At 74.9% G+C, this 19,880-nt stretch carries 17 protein-coding genes; 7 read left to right on the top strand and 10 right to left on the bottom strand.

Annotated features, from left to right (window positions below):
* The first annotated feature begins 13 nt into the window (after positions 1 to 13).
* On the top strand, positions 14 to 1,042 hold the full coding sequence (locus OG500_RS09755; protein WP_329578701.1) for a GlxA family transcriptional regulator: 1,029 nt from the start codon (positions 14 to 16) through the stop codon (positions 1,040 to 1,042).
* On the opposite strand, the gene OG500_RS09750 is transcribed toward OG500_RS09755, so the two are convergent.
* A complete protein-coding gene (locus OG500_RS09750) occupies positions 948 to 1,535 on the bottom strand; it encodes a DUF6817 domain-containing protein (protein ID WP_327066130.1) in 588 nt (195 codons plus the stop codon). The two genes, OG500_RS09755 and OG500_RS09750, sit on opposite strands and share 95 nt — an antisense overlap.
* Positions 1,536 to 1,757: 222 nt before the next feature.
* Between OG500_RS09750 and OG500_RS09745 the strand changes: the two genes are divergently transcribed.
* Positions 1,758 to 2,657 carry a LysR family transcriptional regulator gene (locus OG500_RS09745; protein WP_329578697.1) on the top strand — a complete coding sequence of 300 codons (900 nt, stop codon included), beginning with the start codon at positions 1,758 to 1,760 and terminating at the stop codon, positions 2,655 to 2,657.
* Between the two features lie 19 nt (positions 2,658 to 2,676).
* On the opposite strand, the gene OG500_RS09740 is transcribed toward OG500_RS09745, so the two are convergent.
* The 3 genes from OG500_RS09740 to OG500_RS09730 all read right to left on the bottom strand — a co-directional run bounded on the left by OG500_RS09740 (position 2,677) and on the right by OG500_RS09730 (position 6,680).
* A complete protein-coding gene (locus OG500_RS09740; RefSeq protein ID WP_329578694.1) occupies positions 2,677 to 3,879 on the bottom strand; it encodes a winged helix DNA-binding domain-containing protein in 1,203 nt (400 codons plus the stop codon).
* Positions 3,880 to 3,905: 26 nt separating this feature from the next.
* Positions 3,906 to 5,126, bottom strand: a complete 1,221-nt coding sequence (locus tag OG500_RS09735) for a permease (RefSeq protein WP_329578691.1) — start codon at positions 5,124 to 5,126, stop codon at positions 3,906 to 3,908.
* A gap of 216 nt (positions 5,127 to 5,342) precedes the next feature.
* Positions 5,343 to 6,680 (bottom strand): hypothetical protein, encoded by a 1,338-nt coding sequence (locus OG500_RS09730; RefSeq protein WP_329578688.1) that lies wholly within the window; start codon positions 6,678 to 6,680, stop codon positions 5,343 to 5,345.
* A gap of 151 nt (positions 6,681 to 6,831) precedes the next feature.
* On the opposite strand from OG500_RS09730, the gene OG500_RS09725 reads away from it, so the two are divergent.
* On the top strand, positions 6,832 to 7,305 hold the full coding sequence (locus OG500_RS09725; protein ID WP_329578685.1) for an ATP-binding protein: 474 nt from the start codon (positions 6,832 to 6,834) through the stop codon (positions 7,303 to 7,305).
* Positions 7,306 to 7,311: 6 nt separating this feature from the next.
* Here OG500_RS09725 and OG500_RS09720 read toward each other — a convergent pair whose 3' ends face one another.
* On the bottom strand, positions 7,312 to 7,848 hold the full coding sequence (locus tag OG500_RS09720) for a winged helix-turn-helix transcriptional regulator (protein ID WP_329578682.1): 537 nt from the start codon (positions 7,846 to 7,848) through the stop codon (positions 7,312 to 7,314).
* A 168-nt stretch (positions 7,849 to 8,016) separates the two neighbouring features.
* On the opposite strand from OG500_RS09720, the gene OG500_RS09715 reads away from it, so the two are divergent.
* Positions 8,017 to 9,462 (top strand): MFS transporter, encoded by a 1,446-nt coding sequence (locus tag OG500_RS09715; RefSeq protein ID WP_329578680.1) that lies wholly within the window; start codon positions 8,017 to 8,019, stop codon positions 9,460 to 9,462.
* 34 nt (positions 9,463 to 9,496) lie between these two features.
* Here OG500_RS09715 and OG500_RS09710 read toward each other — a convergent pair whose 3' ends face one another.
* The 3 genes from OG500_RS09710 to OG500_RS09700 all read right to left on the bottom strand — a co-directional run bounded on the left by OG500_RS09710 (position 9,497) and on the right by OG500_RS09700 (position 11,800).
* Positions 9,497 to 9,928 (bottom strand): hypothetical protein, encoded by a 432-nt coding sequence (locus OG500_RS09710; RefSeq protein ID WP_329578677.1) that lies wholly within the window; start codon positions 9,926 to 9,928, stop codon positions 9,497 to 9,499.
* A 141-nt stretch (positions 9,929 to 10,069) separates the two neighbouring features.
* Positions 10,070 to 10,816, bottom strand: a complete 747-nt coding sequence (locus tag OG500_RS09705) for an N-acetyltransferase (RefSeq protein ID WP_327066121.1) — start codon at positions 10,814 to 10,816, stop codon at positions 10,070 to 10,072.
* A gap of 51 nt (positions 10,817 to 10,867) precedes the next feature.
* Positions 10,868 to 11,800: a 1-phosphofructokinase family hexose kinase gene (locus OG500_RS09700; protein ID WP_327066120.1), complete on the bottom strand. Its 933-nt coding sequence runs from the start codon at positions 11,798 to 11,800 to the stop codon at positions 10,868 to 10,870.
* A 148-nt stretch (positions 11,801 to 11,948) separates the two neighbouring features.
* Between OG500_RS09700 and OG500_RS09695 the strand changes: the two genes are divergently transcribed.
* Positions 11,949 to 14,039 carry an FUSC family protein gene (locus OG500_RS09695; RefSeq protein WP_329578673.1) on the top strand — a complete coding sequence of 697 codons (2,091 nt, stop codon included), beginning with the start codon at positions 11,949 to 11,951 and terminating at the stop codon, positions 14,037 to 14,039.
* Between the two features lie 14 nt (positions 14,040 to 14,053).
* Here the strand turns inward: OG500_RS09695 and OG500_RS09690 are convergent, their stop codons facing one another.
* Together OG500_RS09690 and OG500_RS09685 are read right to left on the bottom strand one after the other, a co-directional pair.
* Positions 14,054 to 15,559, bottom strand: coding sequence for a carboxyl transferase domain-containing protein (locus tag OG500_RS09690; RefSeq protein WP_329578670.1), 1,506 nt, complete (start codon positions 15,557 to 15,559; stop codon positions 14,054 to 14,056).
* A gap of 112 nt (positions 15,560 to 15,671) precedes the next feature.
* Positions 15,672 to 16,673, bottom strand: a complete 1,002-nt coding sequence (locus tag OG500_RS09685) for an ArsR/SmtB family transcription factor (protein WP_327066117.1) — start codon at positions 16,671 to 16,673, stop codon at positions 15,672 to 15,674.
* A gap of 67 nt (positions 16,674 to 16,740) precedes the next feature.
* On the opposite strand from OG500_RS09685, the gene OG500_RS09680 reads away from it, so the two are divergent.
* Positions 16,741 to 17,964, top strand: coding sequence for an MFS transporter (locus OG500_RS09680; RefSeq protein ID WP_329578665.1), 1,224 nt, complete (start codon positions 16,741 to 16,743; stop codon positions 17,962 to 17,964).
* 210 nt (positions 17,965 to 18,174) lie between these two features.
* Entirely contained in the window at positions 18,175 to 19,827 is a 1,653-nt protein-coding gene (locus tag OG500_RS09675; RefSeq protein WP_329578663.1) for a chitinase, read from the top strand.
* The last annotated feature ends 53 nt before the right edge of the window (positions 19,828 to 19,880 follow it).

The following is a 19,880-nucleotide window of genomic DNA, read 5'->3' as shown; positions in this document are numbered from 1 at the left end:
GTAGACTGACGGGATGAGCAAGGTCGTCTTCCTCCTCGCCCCCCAGCTGCACCTGCTGGACCTGGCCGGCCCGGCCCAGGTCTTCTCCTCCGCCGCCGAGCTCGGTCACTCCTACGAGATCCACTTCGTGGGCGAGCAGGAGTCGATCCACACCGCCCAGGGCCTCGAACTGCGGGCGGCCACCGCCTGGCCACGGCTGGCGGTGGACGACCTGGTGATGGTCCCCGGCTGGAGTTCGCGGGACCCGCGCGAGCGCGAGCGCGGGCAGCCGCAGGACAACGGCCGACTGGAGCAGGCCACCCTGGACCGCCTGACGGCCCATCACGCGGCGGGCGGCACGGTGGCCAGCATCTGCGCGGGCGCCGACGCGCTCGGCCGGGCCGGCCTGCTCGACGGCCGCCGCTGCACCACCCACCACGACCTCCAGGAGGACCTGGCCCGCCGCTACCCGCGCGCCACCGTGCTGCGCGACGTGCTGTACGTGGTGGACGACCGGCTGATCACCTCGGCCGGCATCGCCAGCGGCATCGACCTCGCACTGCACCTCATCGCGGTGCGCCACGGCCCCTACGACGCCGCCCGGGTGGCCCGCGCGATGGTGGTCTACGCCCGGCGCAACGGCGACGAGCAGCAGGCCAGCGCGATGCTCCGGCACCGCGCGCACCTGTCCGACGCCGTGCACCGGGCCCAGGACCTGATCGACGGCGGCTACACCGGCCCGCTGGCGCTGGCCGACCTCGCCGCCGCGGTGGGCGTCAGCGAGCGGACGCTGACCCGGCGGTTCGTCGCCGCCACCGGGCTGACCCCGCTGCGCTACCAGCAGGAGCTGCGGATCGAGCACGCCGAGCACCTGATCGCCCAGGGCGGCACCGCCGAGGCCGCCGCCCGTGCGGTCGGTTTCCAGGACGCCCGGATGCTGCGCCGGCTGCGCGCGGCACGGTCGGTGGCTAGCGACGCTCCTGCGGCCGGTCCGGCGGGTCACCCAGCGCCTGTGTCACCGCGTGCCAGGCCGGTGCACTCAGCAGGGGCCGCAGCGAAGTGAAGAGCCGCCCCAGGGCCTCGCCCCAGCGGGCCCGGATCTCCGGGCTGATCAGCAGCAGGTCGAGCTCGTTGGCCACCGTCAGCTCGGCGAAGTCCCGGCGCTGGGCCGGGGAGGGGACGAACGCGGTGCCGGTGAAGCGGTCGTGGAAGGCGCCGTCGGCCCGCGGCAGTGCGGCGTAGGAGGCCTTGCGGTCGCAACTGGCGTAGCGGTACACGATCTCCTCGGCCGCCGGGCCGATCCGCCGCACCAGCTCGGCGCGGCCCGGTCCCTGCGGCGCGAGCAGCGCGACCGCGAAACCGTCGGTGCCGTAAGCGGCGTGGCACAGGCCCGCCGACTGCAGCTCGGGGCGGGCGCCCCAGGCGGCCAGCATCGCCCGTACCCGCTCCAGGTGCGCGAGCAGGGTGCCGCCGGGGTGCTCGATCCCGGCCGCGCCGAGCGAGCCCAGCCAGGCGACCGCCGGGTCGACCGCCTCCGGTTGATTCCCCGTCACCATGTCCTCCTCCGATGCCGGGTCGGCACCTGTCCAGCCCGGTCGACGTCCGGATTCCGGCTCGCCGCCACGGCCCCCCTGCTGCGGCGGACAGGTGGCCGCCCCGGTCGTAGACGATGGTTCTGCACCGGTGACACCCAAGTCAATCCTCGGGTTTTCTTCCATTCCTCCAAGCAATACCTTGACATGCCCCTTCAGCTGGTCGGCCTGGTAGCTTGCCTCCCCGTGACCCTCGACGATCTCCGCGTCTTCGTCGCCGCCTGTGAGAGCGGCAATCTCAGCGCCGTCGCGCGCGAGTTGTCCCGCACCCAGTCGGCGATCAGCCAGCACGTCCGCCGCCTGGAGACCGAGCTCGGGCTGACCCTGCTGGAGCGCCGCCCGCGCGGGGTGGCGCCGACCCAGGCCGGGCGGATCCTGCACCGGGCGGCGGCCCAGGGCCTGGGCCACCTCGATCTGGCGCTGCGCGAACTGCGCGATCTGCGCACCGGCGAGCGCGGCACGGTGCGGGTCACCACGGGGGCCACCACCATGCGGCACTTCATGACCGCGGCCGTCGTCCAGTTCCGGCGGCAACACCCGGACGTGGACCTGGAGTTCCGTACCGAGACGTCCAGCCGCAGCTGCTTCGACGCGCTCGCCGCGGGCGAGGCCGACCTCGCCTGGATCACCATCGGCGCCCCGGTCCGCGGGATCGAGCAGCGGCTGGTGGTCGAACTGCCCTGGGTGCTCGCCGTCCATGCCGAGGACCCGCTGGCCCGGCGGGAGTCGATCGACCCCGCCGACCTCGCCCGGATCCGCCCGATCCGGCTGCCGGAGAACTCGGTGGCCCGTGCCCAGCTGGACGGCCAACTCGCCCACCACGAGGACGAGTCGGCCGCCGGGACCAATGCCACCACGAGCGTCGCCGACTGGGACACCGCGGTGCTGCTGGCCGGGATCGGCCTGGGCCACGCCGTGGTACCCGCCCTCCCCGGCTGGCGCGGCTCGGACCACCCGACGCTCCGGCTGGTCCCGATCCCCACCCTGCCGCCCCTCGCGGTCGGCTGGGCGGTCCGCCAGTGGGGCGCCCTGCCCACCCTGGCCCAGGAGTTCGCCGAAACCGTCGCGACCCGGGCAACCCGCTAGGGTCGTCCCCCCGGCGCGGTCAGCCGGTCAGTTCGCGCTCCAGCGGCGTGCGGAACCGCGGGGTGACCCGCACCGCGCCGAGCCAGCCGGCCAGCCGCTCGGCCTCGGCCGCGATCGCCCGGCCGGCGGGCTCGGCCTCGGTGCCGAGGTCGGCGAGCAGCCGCCAGACCAGTTCACCGTCCGCGCGCTGCGCCCAGCCGCCGACCACCCGGCCCCGCCACCAGACGGTCGGGCCGGGGTTGCCGGCCCGGTCGAAGAGGGCGGGCATGTGGGCCGGGTCGAGGTACCAGTCACGGCCGCGCCAGCCCAGCACGGTCGGATCCAGGCCCGGCAGCAGCGCCGCCCACGGCTCCAAGGCCCGCCCCTGGCCGGCCCGCTCCTCGTCGGGCAGGTCGTCCCCGGGCAGCGCCAGCCCCGGGCCGTCCGACAGCCCGACCTCGACGGCGCCGACGTCGGCCAGCGCCTTGCGGGTGTCGCCGAGCGTCCACCCCGTCCACCACTTCACGTCCTCCACCGTGGCCGGTCCGAAGGCGGCCAGCCAGCGCCGGACCACCTCGGCCTTCGCCTCGCGGACCGGCAGGTCGGGCCACTGCGGGACCAGCGCCCACGGGTAGCTGCTGCTCAGCCACGAGCCGCGCGGGCGGCACCGCCGGACGTGCCCGTCCGAGGCGAGCAGCCGCAGCAGCCGGCTGCCCACGCTCTGCCGCGCCTCGTACGGCTTGCCCGGCGCCATCAGGATCGTCTCGCGCAACGCGGGCACGTCGGCGGCGAGTTCGGCGGTGGTGGCCTCGCCGCGGGCGGCCAGCGCGGCCAGCACCGCCTGTTCGGTGGCGGCCAGCCGCGGCTCGTCCCAGCCCTCGGCGCTCTCCCGCAGGTGCTTGACCAGCGTGGCCCGCTCCTTCACCGCGATGGCGCGCGCGGTGGAGGAGCTGACGTAGGGCGCGAACTCCTCGGTCACGGCGAAGATGGTGCGTCGCATGGAGAGCAGCTTCACCAGCGACACGTCCTCGTAGAGGGCCCGCTCGACCTCGGCCGCGGCCGGCCGCGCCAGCCTGGCGCAGACCGAGAGGTAGACGGTCGCGGGGTCGGTGGCGTGCAGGCCGACCATGGCCTCGGTGACCTGCTCCACGGTGGCCGCCCGGTACGCGGGGGCGAGCAGGTGCCGGCGGGCGAGCCGGGCGCGGCGCTCGTCGTCGTCGAGGAACGGGGGTTGACGGGTCATGGGCCCGAGCGTAGCCGGGGAGCGGGTCAGGACTCGTGCGTGTGGCGGTGGTGTTCGTGGTGCTCGTGGTCATGGTGACCGTGCCCCTCGTGCTCCTCGTGGCCCTCGTGCTCCGCGTCCGGCGAGCCGCCCATCATCCGCAGCATCGCCCGCCCGCCGGTCCGCAGGAACCGCACCACCAGCACCGCCGCCAGCAGCAGGAAGACGATGTTCAGCCAGCTGGTGTAGTCCCAGCTCACCCCCGCTGTCGGGACCTCGGCGTCGTGCTGGTCGGGCACCAGCCCGAGCCCGCCGAAGAGGAGCTCCACCACGTACCCGGCCACCACCATGGCCGCGTAGAACGTCGCGAGCAGGAAGCCGGCCGTCCTGGCGCCGTAGTACTTCCGGTAGATGTTCAGGATCGGCAGGATCAGCAGGTCCGCGAAGATGAACGCGACCACCCCGCCGAAGCTGATCCCGCCCTTCCAGAGCACCACCGCCAGCGGCACGTTGCCGATCGAGCAGACGAACGAGAGCATCGCCACCAGCGGCCCGATCAGCGGCCCCCAGATCTTGCTCGCCACCGGATGGCCGGCGAAGAAGAACCCGTGCCAGAAGCTGTCCGGCACCCAGGCGGCGATGGCGCCCGCGATGAACAGGCCGATCACCAGGTCCTTCAGGATCGCCGCCCACTCCATCACGAAGACGTGCGCGGTCGCGGTGAACCCGGCGGGGGAGAGCAGCCGGCGCCCGAAGGAGCCCTCGCCGCCCACCGACATGTCCATCGCGGCGTGTCCCTCCATCGACCCCGCCACTCCGCGGTCGGCCTGCTCGCGGGCCGCGCGCAGCAGCCGGTCCCGCAGCAGCAGCCGGAAGAGCAGGGCCAGCACCAGGATCATCACCGGGCCGCCGATGAACTCGGCCGCGGTGAACTGCCAGCCCATCAGCAGCGCTAGGATCACGCCGAGTTCGACCACCAGGTTGGTGGAGGCGATCTCGAAGGCCATCGCCGCCGTGAAGTCCGCGCCCTTGCGGAAGAGCGAGCGGGCCAGCGCCACGGCCGCGTACGAGCAGGACGAGGAGGCCGCGCCGAGGGCCGCGGCGACGGCGAGCGTGCGCGGCCGGTCGTCGCCGAGCAGCCGGACGATGGTGGATTTGCGCACCACCGCCTGGACCACCGCGGAGAGCGCGAAGCCCAGGATCAGGGCCCAGGTGATCTCCCAGGCCATCGAGCCGGTGATGGACAGGGCGTGCCGGATCGCGTCCATGGCCGATGGTCCGCCTTCCTCGACGTGGGCAGGACAGCGGACCGAGCCTATACCCCTGAGGGGTATAAACCCGTGCAGGTTGCGAGCAGGCGGCGGCGGTTCGACCGCCCTCGGGGAACCCGCCTCCGCTCGCGTCCCCCGGCCGACCGGCCCAGCCGTCCGCCGCCCTCGTCGCCACCCGGCCGTGGCACCCCGGCCGTTGTCACCCGGCCGTCGCTACCCGGCGGCCTTCTGCGCGGCCACCACCCGGACGCGTTCGCCCAGCCGCCGCACCGCCCGGCTGCCCGGGTGGCTCACCACGCTCTGCCGCAGCACGTCGAAGTGCTCGTCGCCGCGGGCGGTGGCCAGCGTGGTGTAGTCGTCCAGGAACTCGCCCCAGGTCAGGCAGGCCGCCTCGATGTGCCCCAGCTCCCACTGCCGCGCCGCCAGCAGGCCGTTGGCGTGCAGCCGGCCCTGGCGCTCGGTGGCCGGCCGCAGGCGGTTGGACTGCTGCATCGCCTGGATCGAGCCCGGCAGGTCGCCGAGCGCGTACAGCACGCTGCTGACGTGGAAGTGGTACGCGGACCAGTCGTAGCCGCCCACCGCGTCGTTGCGCCCGTCGGCCTTGGCGAGCGCCGCCTCGGTCTGACCCAGTCGGGTGAAGGCCAGCCGCTGGTTCTGCACCAGGGCGGCGCCGTGCGCCTGCTGGCCGCGCAGGAACGCGGTCAGCCGGGGCCCGGCGGCCGGCGCGCACTCGGCGGCGGCGTCCGCGTACTCCAGCGCACGCGGGCCGTAGCCGAGGTTGGCCGCCTGCAGGGACATGCCGCGCAGGGTCCGGCAGTAGGTCACGTGGTCCTGGCCGTCCTGGGCCAGCGTCAGGGCCTCGGTGAAGTACTGCTGGCCCAGCCCGTGGGCGCGTTCGTACATGGCCATCCACCCGGTCAGGTAGACCAGGTCGGAGGCGGCGGCGAGCATCGAGCGCTTGACCTTCGGCGTGCCGTCGGCCTGCAGCCACGGCATCACCGTGTTGGCCAGGAATGCCGCGCTCATCGGGCGGGCGTGGCCGCCGCCCAGCTCGTCGAGGATCCCCGCGATCCGGACCGTCATCGCCCGGACCGTCTCCACCTCGCTCTCTCCTATCCGCACGGTGCGCCCCGCCCGCACCTCCTGCTTCGAGGTGTCCAGCCGGTGCGCCAGCTCGGTGTAGCCGGGCACCAGGAGCGCGGCCGAGTAGAGCCCGGCGGTCAGCACGCTGCGGCGCGACGGGTCCATGTCGCTGCGCACCAGGTCGACCAGGTCCGCGCCGGGCTTGCCGTCGGTGGGCGCCGGCCCGAGGCCGGCCTCCTGGACGGTGACCGGTCGGCCGAGCCGGCGGCTGAACGCCTCGGCGACCACCGGGCGGACGGCCGGTTTCGGACGGACGCCTTTCAGCCAGTGCGAGACCGCAGAGTGATCGTATGTCAGTTCCAGGCCGGCGTCCCGGCCGATCCGGTTCACCGCGCGGGCCAGCTGGTCATTGCCCCAACGGGCTTCCGACAGCAGTGCCGCCAGCTGTCTGTTCGGCGTGCGAGTCATAGCTCCCCCTGCCTGATTCACGTCGTTCACGGCTTCGCCCAGCATGAACCGTTCTCTTCTCCGGCGTAAGTCGGTTGACTGTCAATCAGCCGCTCGGGGACGGCGGAACGGTAGCTCGGCCGCTCCCTGGATCGTCGAGGAGATGCCCTACATGGAGCGCGTGTACCTTCCCCAGTCGGATGTATTCCAGGTCACCGCGGGAGCCGGCGCCGTTCGGCACGCCCGTGACCGGATCGTTGCCGTGGCCGTCGCCTGGGGTGTGCCGCTCGCCCCGGAGGCACTGGGGGACCTGCGGGTGTGTGCCAGTGAGGTCGTCACCAATGCGCTGGAACACGCGGGCGGGGAGTGCCGGGTCACGGTGCGCTGGACCGGTCGGCGGCTACTGGTGGAGGTGGCCGACCGGTCCAGGCGCGCACCCGTGATGCTCGCCCCGGGCGACGAACTGCCCTCGGGGCGCGGCCTGCTGATGGTGCAGGCGCTGGCGGGTGGCTGGGAGTGGGAGCGCACCGAGAGCGGAAAGGTGGTCCGCTTCGCGTTCGCCGCCGGAGCCTTCGCCACTGGGGCCTTCGCCGCGGGCGCCACCGTCGCCGGGTGCGACGTCGCACTGGTGGCCCACTCCCGCTGATCCGCGCTACGCCCGACTCTCCGTCGACAGCGGGGTGAGCAGTCGGTGCGGCCGGGTCAGGGCGCGGGAGACCGGGTCGGTGCGCGGGCTGAGCCGGCCGTGGGGGGCGGGGCGGATGATGACGTGGGCAGGGGGGACGGCGATCCCGCAGGGCACGCAGAGGCCGGCCGGGCTCAGCCGGTTTCCGCAGGTGTCATGGGTGAAGACGCGGTACGACTCCTGTTCGGCGGCGTGCCGTTCGCCCCAGCGGGCCAGCGCGTGGATGGGCGGCCAGAGCTCCAGGCCCGCCTCGGTGAGCAGGTAGCCGTACCGCACGGGCGAGTCCTGGTAGGGCTCCTTGTAGAGCACTCCGGCCTCGACCAGCGCGCGCAGCCGGGCCGTGAGCACCGCCCGCGGGATGTCCAGGTGGACCAGGAAGTCGTTGAAGCGGCTCACCCCGTAGAAGGCGTCGCGCACGATGAGCAGGCTCCACCGCTCGCCGATCACCTCCAGTGCGCGGGCGAGCGAGCAGTCCTGCTGGGCGTAGTCCGTTCCGAGCGCCATGGAAGCAGTGTACCCGGGGTCGGTTCGTTGAACAGACTCATGGTGTAGGGTGGCTTCTGGGTCAGTTCGTTCAGCGGACCCATGTGGTCGAGTGAGTTCATTCACCAGACCTTCCCGGCGTCCAAGCCGGCGAGTGACTGGATCCGACTGGTCGGGGAGGCCGCGGAGATGACGTTGCACACCACCCACCCAAGCCCGGTGGCGAGCGGCCCGGTCAGCGCCACCGCGGTGCGCGGACCGCGCCGGGCGCTGCTGACCGCCTGCTACGGGACGCTGCTGGTCCTGATCACCTACACCGTGCCGACCACCACGCTGGCGCCCACCGCCGCCGCGCTGCACGCCGGTGCCGCCGCGCAGACCTGGATCCTCACCGGCGCGCTGCTCGGCCTCACCGCCCTGCTGCTGATCTCCGGCACCCTCGCCGACGACCATGGCCGCAAGCGCGTCTTCACCCTCGGCGCGGTGCTGCTCGCCGCCTCGGCCGCACTCGGCGCGCTCGCCCCGGACACCGCCGTCTTCCTGGTCGCCCGGGTGGTCCAGGGCGGCGCCTCGGCCGCCGTGCTCGCGCCGAGCCTGGGCCTGGTCAGCCATGCCTACCCGGCCGGTGCGGCCCGGGTGCGGGCACTGGGCGGCTGGGGCGCCGCCGTGGGCCTCGGGATCGCGGTCGGCCCCGTCTACGCCGCGCTGCTGGCGCAGTGGGCCAACTGGCGCGCGGTCTACGGCGTGCTCGCCGCGCTCGCGCTGCTGCTGGCCGGCCTCGCCGCCGCCTTCCTCACCGAGTCGCGCAGCGAGCATCCGCGCCGGCTCGACCCGCTCGGCGCGCTGACCCTGGCCGCGGCCACCGCCGCGCTGATCGCGGGCCTGGCCGAGGGCCGCAGCGGCTGGCTGCGCACCACCCCGCTGCTGCTGCTCGCGCTCGGCGTGCTGGGCCTCGCGGCGTTCGCGCTGGTGGAGTCCAAGGTGGCCGAGCCGATGCTGGAGCTCGCACTCTTCCGTGACCCGGGCTTCATCGCCTCCGGCACCGGCGCACTCTTCACCGGGCTCTCCATCGTCGGTCTGATGAGCTGTCTGCCCACCGTCCTGGAGCGCGGCCTCGGTCAGACGCCGCTGGCCGCGGGCCTGGTGCTGGCGATCTGGTCCGGCCTGTCGGTGGTCGCCGCCCTGCAGGCCCGCCGTCTGGCCACCCGGCTCGCCCCGACCACCCAGCTGGCCGCCGCGCTGCTGGCCTGCGCGATCGGCGAGGCGGCGCTGTTCGGGCCGGCGCCCGGCTCCGGCTGGCTGCGGCTGGTGCCAGGGCTGGCCGTGGCGGGTGTCGGCAGCGGGGTGCTGAACGCGGCGCTGGCCCGGCTGGCCGTCAGCAGCGTGCCGGCCCACCAGTCCGCGATGGGCTCGGGCGCCAACAACACCGCCCGCTACCTGGGTTCGGCGCTCGGGGTGGCCATCGCGCTGGCCCTGATCAACTCGGGCCATGCGGCCGCCGGGCCCGCCGCCGGCGTCACGGCGGGCGCCGACCGGGCGATCGTGGTCGCCGTCGTGCTCTGTCTGCTGGGTGCGGCCGTCGCACTCTGGGCCCGCGCGGCGAGCCGACGCCGCACCGCCGCACCCGAGGCCTGACGGGCGGGATCAGCGGCGCGGCTCAACGGTGGGATCAGCGGGGCGGCTCCAGTGAGCCGAGCGAGGCGAAGAACGCCGCGTCCAGCGGCAGCTCCCAACTCCCCACCGCCACCAGGTAGCCGCGCCACCCGAACCGCGCCGTCCGCAGGCGCGGTTCGGACCAGCTCTCCAGCACCGCGCGCACCGGTACACCGTCCACCTGCACCGTCAGGGCCCGGGCGCCCAGCGACTCGACGTACTCGGGGCGCCCGGTCGGGTCGAGCAGGTTGCGGCGCACCGCCTCGGACTGGTCGCGCTCGCTGGACTGCCCGAAGACCACGGCGGCCGGCGAGCGCCGGGTGTCCCCGGCCAGGTAGGAGTGGATCGCCGACCGGGGCGCCGGCCCCGCGCCGCCGGTGATGGTCAGCCCGCGCCGGCCGGGCCAGCCGGGGATGCCGAGCAACGGGAAGGAAGACTCGTCGAGCACCGTGCACCTTTCCAGGAACTGACACACTTTCAACCATTGTGCTCTGCCCGGTGCATGGAAAGTCGGACGGCTCCGGTCATCCCGTCGGACCAGCCCTTCAACAGCCTGGCCTCCACCTCGGCGCTGATCCCGGCGGGGGTCTCAGCTCAGCGCGTGCCGGACCCAGACGTTCGGTTCGGTGTAGACCGCCGCGTCGGCGTCCGGCATGCAGTGCACCGGCACCAGGGCGCCGGGCACGATCACCGGCCCCGGGGTGTCGAAGGGCAGCCCGGTCCAGGCGCGCCACTGCGCGAGCGGACCGGCCACCGTCATCGAACAGGGCGCGATCGAGTCGATCACCCCGCCGGCGCGCACATGGGTGCGCAGCCACGGGTCGGCGGGCAGGCCGTCCGAGGGCCGGGTGCGGAACGCGTACTCCGCCATCGCCGTGGCCGGCTCGAGGTGCTTGCCGGTCGGCCGCACCGGCGCGACCAGCTCGGCGAAGCCGCGCGAGCGCGCGTTCTCGCGCATCGCGGCGAGCATCAGGGCGGACAGGCCGTGGCCGAGCCAGTCGGTGTGCACGGTGACGTCGATCGCGCTGACCGTGTCGGGCCCGGTCCCGAGCCGGCGGTCCCGGAACGCCCAGAGCAGCACCTCGTCCCAGCCGCCCGGCGGCAGGCCGGCGCGCTCCGGCTGCCGCAGCGCGAACGGGACGCTGTGCCCGACCGCGACCACCGCTCCCGCCGGATTCGTCGCCACGATCGTGAACTCGGGGAAGACGTCGTTCAGTTGACCGAAGAAGGCGCGGCCGACCGGATCGGCCAGGATGAACTCGGGCCAGTTGTCCGGGAACGAGAGCGCCGCCTGCAGCTCCGGGCGGTCGGCGAGCGTGGTGATCTTGACATCCATGCGCGGCAGATTAGTGTCGCCCGAGTCCCGGGCCAACCGGGTTTCCGCCGGTCACAACCGGGTGACCCGCACCCGCGGGAGCAGCGCGTGGTAGGCGGCCTCGTCGTAGCCGCCCGCCAGCGGGCTGAGCACGGTCGCGGCGGAGAGGGCGACCGCCTGGGCCAGCCGTTGCGACCAGGGCAGGAAGTCGACCTGGCCGACGCTCAGTGCCGCTACCGCCGAGTCGCCGGCCCCCGTCGGATTGCCGGCCAGGTGCTCGGGCGGCTCGGCCCGCCAGGCGCCCTGCGGGGTCACGGCGAGCACGCCCTCGGCGCCGAGCGAGGCGACCACCGCGCCCGCGCCCCGGGCGAGCAGGGCGCGGGCGGCGGCCATCGGGTCGGCCAGGCCGGTGGCCTCGCGCAGCTCCTCGGCGTTGGGCTTGACCAGCTCGGGGCCGGCGGCGAGGGCGGGCAGCAGCCAGGGGGAGGCGGTGTCCAGCAGGACCGGGACGCCGCGGTGACGGGCGAGGGCGACCAGCGTGGCGTAGGCGTCCGGCGCCAGGCCGGGCGGCACGCTGCCGGAGAGCACCGCCGCCCGGCAGCCCGCGTCGAGCAGGGCGGCGAAGTGGGCGGTGAACCCGGTCCACTCGTCGGCGGTGATCCGCGGTCCGGGTTCGTTGAAGAGCGTGGCGTCCGCCGCGAGCGGATCCACCACCGCGATGGTGCGCCGGGTCTCGCCCCGCACGGCGAACAGCGCGTCGGTCGGCCCGGCGGTGGCGAGATCGGCCCGCACCGCGCCGCCCGTGGCGCCGCCGACCAGCCCGGTGACCACGGCGGGGTGCCCGAGCCGGTGGAGCACCCGGGCGACGTTGACCCCCTTGCCGCCCGCCCGCGCGGCGACCTGCGCCACCCGGTTGCTCTGGTGCAGTCGGACGGCGGGCACCTGGTAGGTGAGGTCGAGCGCGGTGTTCAGCGTGACGGTGAGGATCGGGTCGGGCGCAGGCACGGGGGAGCCCTCCGGTGTGATTGATAGTGCTTATTTCATAGCAGTTCCGCGCAGAACTGAGCAAGAGCGAACGAGGCAGGGGATGCGCGGATCGTCCTCGCGCCTCCGCGAGGGTGACGGACCGCCGGGCGAGGATCGTCCGGTGAGGATGAGCGAGCACGACGACGACCCGGCCGACCCGGGCGGCACCGGAACCGGCCTGCTGGTGCCGCCCGCCTGGCTGGTCCGCACGCTGCGCCCGCAAGCGACCGCCGTCCCCAAGGCGGCGGCGGTCCGGGCGGCCATCGGGATGGCCCTGCCGGTGGCCGTCGGTGCGGCGGTCGGCCGCAGCGCGGAGGGCGCGCTGGTCGCGATGGGCGCGCTCGGCGCGGTGCTCGGCGACACCGCCGACGCCTACCGGCTGCGGGTCTTCAACATCGCCGTCCCCCAGCTCTTCGCCGCCGCCGGGCTCGCGCTCGGCGAACAGGTGCACGGGCACGGCTGGGTCGCGGTCGGCGCGCTCACCGGGCTCGCCCTGGTCGCGGGGATGATGAGCACGATCGGCGCGGTCTCCTCCGCCGCCGGGCTCAACGTGCTGCTGATGGCGGTGATCGGCGCGGGCCTGCCGTTCCCGCCGCCCTGGTGGCGCGGGCCGGTGCTGGTCCTGCTCGGCGCCGCACTGATCCTGGCGATGGCCCTGCTCGCCTGGCCGGCCCGCTCGCGCGTCCCGGAGCGGACGGCGGTGGTCCAGGCGTACCGGGAGACCGCGAACCTGCTGGAAGCCGCCGGCGGCGCCGACTGGAGCCTGGCGCGCACCCGGCTGACCGCGGCCCTGGACCACGCCTACGACCTGCTGCTCAGCCGCCGCGCGCTGGCGCCGGGGCGCAGCCGGGGCATGGTGCGCCTGATCGCGCTGCTCGGCGCGCTCACCCCGCTGGTCGAGGTGGCCCCCGCCGTGCACGCGGCCGGCGGCCACCTCGGCGCGGGGCTCGCGGGCGAGGTGCGCGTGATCGCCGTGGCGGTGGACAGCCGCAGGCCGCTCCCCGCGCTCCCTGGGCACCCCGCCGAGCCGGCCCCGGGCGAGGCCGCCGACCCCGTCGAGCGGGCCGCCGCAGCCGCCCTTCTGCACGCGCGCGAGGTGCTGGCCGGCGGCTACCAGGACGGCGCGCCCACACCGGTGCTGCGCCCGGCGCCACTGCGGGTGCGGCTGCGCGACCGCACCCGCGAGGTGCTGCTCTCGGCCGACTCCTGGCACTACGGCCTGCGGCTGGCGCTCTGCCTGGGCCTGGCCCAGACGCTGGTCTCCACCGTCACGGTGCCCCGCTCCTACTGGGTGCCGCTGACCGTCACCTTCGTGCTCAAGCCGGACTTCGGCTCGGTCTTCTCGCGCGCCGTGCTGCGGGCGCTCGGCACCGTGGTCGGCCTGGTGCTGGCCGCGGCCGTGCTGGAGACCGTCCCGCGCGGCGGTTGGGAGGCGCCGGTGGTGGCCGTGCTGGCCGCGGCCCTGCCGATGGTGTCGCGGCGCAGCTACGGCCTGCAGACCGTGGTGATGACCCCGCTGATCCTGATCCTCTCCGACCTGCTGAGCCATCAGGGCGTCCACCTGATCGCGCCCCGGCTGCTGGACAGCCTGCTCGGCTGCGCGATCGTGCTGGTCGCGGGGTACGCGCTGTGGCCGGAGAGCTGGCACTCGCGGGTCGGCGCCCGGCTCGCGGACGCGGTGGACGACGTGGCGCGGTACCTGGAGTGCGCCTTCACGGGTGAGGGCGGGGGCGGGGGCGGCGCCGCGTCCGCGGGCGGTGCTGACACGGCGCCGCTGCCCGGGGTGGTGTTCCCGCCGGCCGTCCCCGCGCCGGCCGTCCCCGCCGCGGCCGCCGTGCCCGGGTCCCGGGCCCGGCTGCGGCGCCGGCTCTACCGGGACCTCGCCGGCGTGCGCACCGAGTTCCAGCGGGCGCTGGGCGAGCCGCCGCCGGTGGGCGCGCGGGCCGCCGCCTGGTGGCCGCTGGTGGTCGCGGTCGAGCGGGTGATCGACGCGAGCACGGCCACCGCCGTCCGCACCGAGCAGGGCGCCGAACCGCCGCGGCCCGCCGAGGTCGCCGCCGTGGCCGCCGAGCTGCGGGCACTGGCCACGGCGATCCGCGCGGGCGGCGCGGACCCGGGCCCTGTCGCCCTGCCGCGCGACACCACCACCGGCAGCGCGCTGGCCGCCGTCCGCCGCGAGGTCGCCGCCGCCCGCTCCGCGCTGGCCGGCCCGGGGTAGCCGGTCGGACGGCCCTACTGCGCCAGGCCGTTGAAGCGGACCAGGCGCGGGCCCGGCGGGGTGAGGGCCGCGGCGGCGGCCAGTTCCTCGCGGATCGCCTCGACGGTGTGCCGGACGAACAGCTCCGGCGTCGCCGGCTCCGGCAGGATGCGGTCGATGACGCCCTCCCGCAGCAGCTCCGCGGCGCCGATCCGCTGCTGCTCGGCGAGGCGCGGCGCGTGCTCCGGGGTGCGGTAGAGGATCACCGAGGCGCCCTCGGGCGGCAGCGGGGAGAGCCAGGCGTGCTCGGTGGCGAGCGCCCGGTCGGCGGGCAGCAGCGCGAGGGCCGCACCGCCCGCGCCCTCGCCGAGCAGCAGGCTGACCACGGGGGTGGGCAGGGTGCTCAACTCGGCCACGCAGCGGGCGATCTCGCCGGCCAGCGCGCCCTCCTCGGCCTCCTGGCTGAGCAGCGCCCCGTGGGTGTCGATCACGGTGAGCAGCGGCAGCCGCAGCTCCGCCGCCAGCCGCATGCCGCGGCGGGCGGTGCGCAGCGCGCCCGGGCCCACCGGGCCGTGCACGGCCGCGGCGGCCCGGTCGTGGCCGACCACCACGCAGCTGCGGTCGCCGAACCGGGCGAGCGCCAGCCGCAGCGCGTCGTCCCGCTCCCCGGCGCCGGTGCCGGACAGCGGCAGCACGGTGTCGGCCTCGGCCAGCAGCTCGGCCAGACCGGGCCGGCCGGCCCGCCGGGTCTGCTGCACGGAGTCCCAGACGGAGCCCGCGGCAGCCGCTGCGGGCTCGTCCGGGTGCCGGGCCACCACTGGTTCGGTGACCGAATCCTGAGGGCCGGTCAGCAGACCCACCGCCGTCGTCAGCCACTCCCGCAGCCCGCCGGCCGTCAGCACCGCGTCCACCGTCCCGAACCGCGCCAGGTGCTCGGCCCGCTGCACGCCCTCGGGGAACGGCGCACCGTAGAGCGCCTGGTACACCCGCGGGCCCAGGAATCCGACCAGCGCCTGCGGCTCGGCGGTGGTCACCTGGCCGAGCGAACCCCAGGAGGCGAGCACCCCGCCGGTGGTGGGGTGGCGCAGGTGCACCAGGTACGGCAGCCCGGCCGCCTTGTGCGCGGTCACCGCGTTGGCGATGGCGATCATCCGGACGAACGCTGGGGTGCCCTCCTGCATCCGGGTGCCGCCCGAGGCCGGGAACGCGAGCAGCGGCAGCCGCTCGGCCGTCGCCCGCTCCACCGCGTGCAGCAGCCGCGCGGCGGTGGCCGCCCCGATCGAGCCGGCGAGGAAGGTGAACTCGCTCAGCAGCACCGCGACCCGCCGCCCGCCGATCCGCCCCTCCCCGGTGAGCGCGGCCTCGTCGGCTCCGCTGCGCGCCCGGGCCCGGGCCAGATCGGCGGCGTAGCCGGCGTTCCGGACGCCCTCCTCGGCATGGCTCGGCGGCTCGTCCCAGCTACGGAACGAGCCCGGGTCGAGCACCTGGCCGGCGAAGACCAGGGCGGCGGGCACAGCGGGCGTCGAAGTCGGTTCGTCCACAAGGTCAAGTGTCCTGAGCCGGACCATGATCGGACAACCCCTGCCTTGCTCACACTCCACCGCTGCTCAAGCCGGCCTGGCGCGTCACAGCAGTGTCGGCGTCAGGGCGGTGTCAGTCGGCCGCCGCCGCGCCACCGAGCAGGGCCTCGGCCAGCGGCGTGCGGCAGTAGAGCACCGTGCGGCCGGACCGGGCCCGGTGGAGCAGGCCGGCGCGGCGCAGCACGGCGAGGTGGTCGCCGACCGCGCCGGTGGTCATGGCCAGGCTGCGGGCGAGCTGGGTGGTCCCGGCCGGCTGGTCGAGCGCGGCGAGCAGACGGGCCCGGGAGCTCCCGAGCAGGGCGGCCAGCGCCTCGGGCGCCGCCTGTGGCCGCTCCTCCCACAGCGCCGCGATCCCCCGGGCCGGGTAGACGATCGCCTTGGGCCACGGGTCGTCCACGTACGCCGCGATCTCCGGGTGGACGAAGACGGAGGGGACCAGCAGCAGCCCCTCACCCGCCAGCGGGACGGCCGGCTCGGTGGTGCGGCCGGCCACTTCGATCCCGCCGTCGCGCCAGCTCAGCCGCGGGTGCAGCCCCTCCAGCGCCGCCGCCCAGCCGTGCCGCCCCAGCAGTCCCGCCCGGTGCACCACGTCGCGCTCGCAGATGGCCCGCAGTTGCGGCCAGTCCGGGGCGAGCAGCGCGTGCCAGGCCTGGTCGAGCGCGGTGGCGATCCGGTCGACCGCGTCCGGCGCGGCCAGCACCGCCCGCACGGCGGGGCGGGCGGGGCGCACGGTCGGCCGGGCGGTGAGGCAGCGCGCGATGTCCGCGCGGGCCGTGGCGGGCGCGGTGCGCCGGATCGCGGCCAGGTCGTCGGCCCAGCTCTGGGCGAGGCCGGTGGGCGGCGGCGCGATGAAGTTCGCGCCGAAGGACGGGTTCTGCAGGCTGAGCACCGCGTCCAACTCGGTGCGGACTCGCAGCTCTTCGAAGACCGGGCGCAGCCGGGCCGCCCAGCCGGCGGGCAGCCGGCGGCCCGGTACTCCCTCCAACAGGCGCAGCAGGGCGCAGAGTTCGAAGGAGGGGGAGAGCGCGAAGCGGCTGTGCAGCAGGTCCTCGGTGCCCACCTCGAAACGCGGCATGCACCGAGCTTACGTCCAGCGACGAATGAGTGGGCCGGGCCGGGCACCCTGCGGGAGGCTGCCGCGCATGACCGCTGCCGCCACCGACACCACCACGACCCCCGCGGGCCCGGCCGGCTACCGGGAGGTCCTGGCCCGCCCGCTGTTCCGCCTGCTCTTCGTCACCCGGACGCTCGCCGTGGTGGCGGACAGCCTGCGGATCACCACCCTCTCGGTGCTGATCTACGCCACCACCGGGTCACCGCTGCTCGGCGCCCTGGCCTTCGGCGTCGGCTTCGCGCCGCAGCTGCTCGGCACCCTGCTGCTCGGCGCGCTCGCCGACCGGGGCCGCCCACGCCCGCTGATCGTCGCGGGCCACCTGCTGCCGGCGCTCGCCGCGGCAGCCCCGGCGCTGGTGTGGCTGCCGACGGCGGCCACCCTCGCACTGGTCGGCGCCGTCTCCTGCCTGACCCCGGTCTTCGGCGCGGCGAGCAGTCGACTGATCGCGATTGAACTGACGGGCGACGCCTATGTGTTGGGCCGCTCGTTGAGCAATGTCGCCAGCTCGGGCGGGCAGTTGCTCGGGCTGGCGGGCGCGGGGGCCGCGGTGACCGTGCTCGGGGCACGCGGTGCGCTGCTGGTCAGTGCGGCGGGGTATCTGGCGGCGGCGCTGCTGGTCCGGCTGCGGCTGCCGGCGCTGCCCTCGTCGTCGGGCGACGGCAGGGGAGCGGCGGTGCTGCGGCACAGCTGGACGGGCAACCGCGCGCTGCTCGCCGACCGTGCGGTGCGCCGGCTGCTGCTGGTCCAGTGGCTGCCGCCCGCCTTCGCGGCGGGCGCCGAGGGGCTGATCGTGGCGTACACCGGCGAGCGCGGACTGCCGCCCGGCTACGCGGCGTTGCTCCTCGGGGCGCTCCCGGTGGGGATGCTGGCCGGCGATCTCGTGGTGGGCCGCCTGCTGCGCCCGGCGCTGCGCGAGCGGCTGGTCGCGCCGCTGGTCGGCCTGCTCGGGATGCCGCTGCTCGGCTTCGCGCTGCATCCGGGCGTGCTGGTGGCTGTCCTGCTGCTGGCGGCGTCCGGCGGCGGGTTCTCGTACGGGCTCGGGGTGCAGCGCCGCTTCCTGGCCGTGCTGCCGGCGCAGCGACAGGGGCAGGCGTTCGGGCTGCTCTCGGCCGGGGCGATGACCGCGCAGGGGCTCGGTCCTGCCCTCTTCGGCGGCCTCGCGCAACTCGGTTCCGCCGCTGGGGCGATGGCCGGTGCCGGCGTCGCGCTGCTGCTGACGGCCGGCTGGATCCGGTGGCGCGCCGGTCATTGACACGGACTGGCCCGGACCGCTTCAGTGGTCTAGTCCAACGGGGTCGCTGCGCGCTGCGGGGTCGCTCCCCGTGCTGCCCCGACGGGCCCTCCCACCCCATCCGTCCGGCAGCAGAGACGCAGGAGCATCCCCCACATGCGCAGTCTCACCAGAGCAGGTTCCCCGTACGAACACGCCCGCCCCCGCCCGCGGGTCCGCAGTCTGGCCGCCATGACGACCGCCTGGGCGCTGGCCGCCGCCGGTGCCGTGGGCCTCACCTTCGGTCTGGCACCGAGCGCCTCGGCCGGCGAGTACCTGGTCAACGGCGGCTTCGAGAGCGGTGCGCTCAATCCGTGGAGCTGCGACGGCAGTTCCGGAAGCGTCGTCAGCAGCCCGGTGCACGGCGGCAGTCACGCGCTGGCGGGTGCGGCCACCGCGGCGGACGACGCCCAGTGCACGCAGACCGTCACCGTCACGCCGAACACCACGTACACGCTCAGCGCCTACGTGGACGGCGCCTACGTCTACCTCGGCGTCAACGGCGGTACCAGCACCTGGACTCCGAGCACCGGCGGCGGCTACCAGCAGCTCTCGGTCAGCTTCACCACGGCGTCGAACCAGACCAGCGCGACGGTCTACCTGCACGGCTGGTACGGCGAGGGCACCTACTACGCCGACGACGTCTCGCTCAGTGGACCCGGCGGCCCGACCTCCTCGCCGACCTCCACCGTCTCGCCGCCGTCCTCGCCCACCGGAAGTCCCACCGGCAGCCCCACCGGCAGCCCCACCGGAAGTCCCACGGGGACGCCGACGGGGACGCCCACCTCCTCGCCCACCGGCAGCCCCACGCCGCCGCCCGACAACGGCCTGCCCACCCATGCCCTGGTCGGCTACCTGCACGCCAGCTTCGCCAACGGCGCCGGCTACCTGAAGATGTCCGACGTCCCCAGCTCCTGGGACGTCATCGACCTCGCCTTCGGCGAGCCCACCTCGGTGACCTCCGGCGACATCCAGTTCAACCGCTGCTCGGTCACCGACTGCCCGACCGCCGAGTCCGACGCCGACTTCAAGGCGGCCATCGCGGCCAAGCAGGCCCAGGGCAAGAAGGTGCTGCTCTCCATCGGCGGCGCCAACGGCGAGGTCCAACTCACCACCACCGCGGCCCGCGACGAGTTCGTCAGCTCGGTCTCGGCGATCATCGACAGGTGGGGATTGGACGGCCTGGACGTCGACTTCGAGAACCAGTCCCTGTCGCTCAACGCCGGTGACACCGACTTCAAGAATCCGACCACGCCGGTCATCGTCAACACCATCGCGGCGCTGCAGCAGCTCAGGGCCAAGTACGGCGCCAAGTTCGTGCTGACCATGGCCCCGGAGACCTTCTTCGTCCAACTCGGCTACCAGTACTACGGATCCGGCCCCTACGGCGGCCAGGACCCGCGAGCCGGCGCCTTCCTGCCGGTGATCTACGCGCTGCGCAACGACCTGACCCTGCTGACCGTCCAGGACTACAACTCCGGCTCCATCATGGGCCTGGACAACCAGTACCACTCGATGGGCGGCGCGGACTTCCACATCGCGATGACGGACATGCTGCTGGCCGGCTTCCCGGTGGCGGGCAACACCAACAACATGTTCCCGCCGCTCGCACCCTCCCAGGTGGCGATCGGCATGCCGGCCAACACCTATGCGGGCAACGGCTATGTGGCGCCCAGCGCGGTGGACCAGGCACTGGACTGCCTGACCAAGGGCACCAACTGCGGTGGCTACGTGCCGCGCAGCGGACCGCAGCCCAGTCTGCGCGGCCTGATGACCTGGTCGATCAACTGGGACCAGTACAACGGCAACGAGTTCTCCGGCAACTTCCACAGCTACTTCGGCTGAGACCGCTGCTTCGGCTGGGTCCGCGCCGCCCTCCGCGCCGCCGTCCGTCCGCC

Origin of the sequence: Kitasatospora sp. NBC_01250, assembly GCF_036226465.1 — a bacterium.
In the GTDB taxonomy this organism is placed as follows: domain Bacteria; phylum Actinomycetota; class Actinomycetes; order Streptomycetales; family Streptomycetaceae; genus Kitasatospora.
Note: the sequence above shows the minus strand (reverse complement) of the source record. Positions and strands in the feature narration are given on the sequence as shown.

Bases quoted from the DNA above. Each gene is read 5' to 3' on its own strand.
- OG500_RS09705 (WP_327066121.1), bottom strand. From the start codon at position 10,816: ATGGATGTCAAGATCACCACGCTCGCCGACCGCCCGGAGCTGCAGGCG.
- OG500_RS09680 (WP_329578665.1), top strand. From the start codon at position 16,741: ATGACCGCTGCCGCCACCGACACCACCACGACCCCCGCGGGCCCGGCC.
- OG500_RS09750 (WP_327066130.1), bottom strand. From the start codon at position 1,535: ATGGTGACGGGGAATCAACCGGAGGCGGTCGACCCGGCGGTCGCCTGG.
- OG500_RS09715 (WP_329578680.1), top strand. From the start codon at position 8,017: ATGACGTTGCACACCACCCACCCAAGCCCGGTGGCGAGCGGCCCGGTC.
- OG500_RS09730 (WP_329578688.1), bottom strand. From the start codon at position 6,680: ATGACTCGCACGCCGAACAGACAGCTGGCGGCACTGCTGTCGGAAGCC.
- OG500_RS09685 (WP_327066117.1), bottom strand. From the start codon at position 16,673: ATGCCGCGTTTCGAGGTGGGCACCGAGGACCTGCTGCACAGCCGCTTC.
- OG500_RS09720 (WP_329578682.1), bottom strand. From the start codon at position 7,848: ATGGCGCTCGGAACGGACTACGCCCAGCAGGACTGCTCGCTCGCCCGC.
- OG500_RS09725 (WP_329578685.1), top strand. From the start codon at position 6,832: ATGGAGCGCGTGTACCTTCCCCAGTCGGATGTATTCCAGGTCACCGCG.
- OG500_RS09735 (WP_329578691.1), bottom strand. From the start codon at position 5,126: ATGGACGCGATCCGGCACGCCCTGTCCATCACCGGCTCGATGGCCTGG.
- OG500_RS09740 (WP_329578694.1), bottom strand. From the start codon at position 3,879: ATGACCCGTCAACCCCCGTTCCTCGACGACGACGAGCGCCGCGCCCGG.
- OG500_RS09675 (WP_329578663.1), top strand. From the start codon at position 18,175: ATGACGACCGCCTGGGCGCTGGCCGCCGCCGGTGCCGTGGGCCTCACC.
- OG500_RS09695 (WP_329578673.1), top strand. From the start codon at position 11,949: ATGAGCGAGCACGACGACGACCCGGCCGACCCGGGCGGCACCGGAACC.
- OG500_RS09755 (WP_329578701.1), top strand. From the start codon at position 14: ATGAGCAAGGTCGTCTTCCTCCTCGCCCCCCAGCTGCACCTGCTGGAC.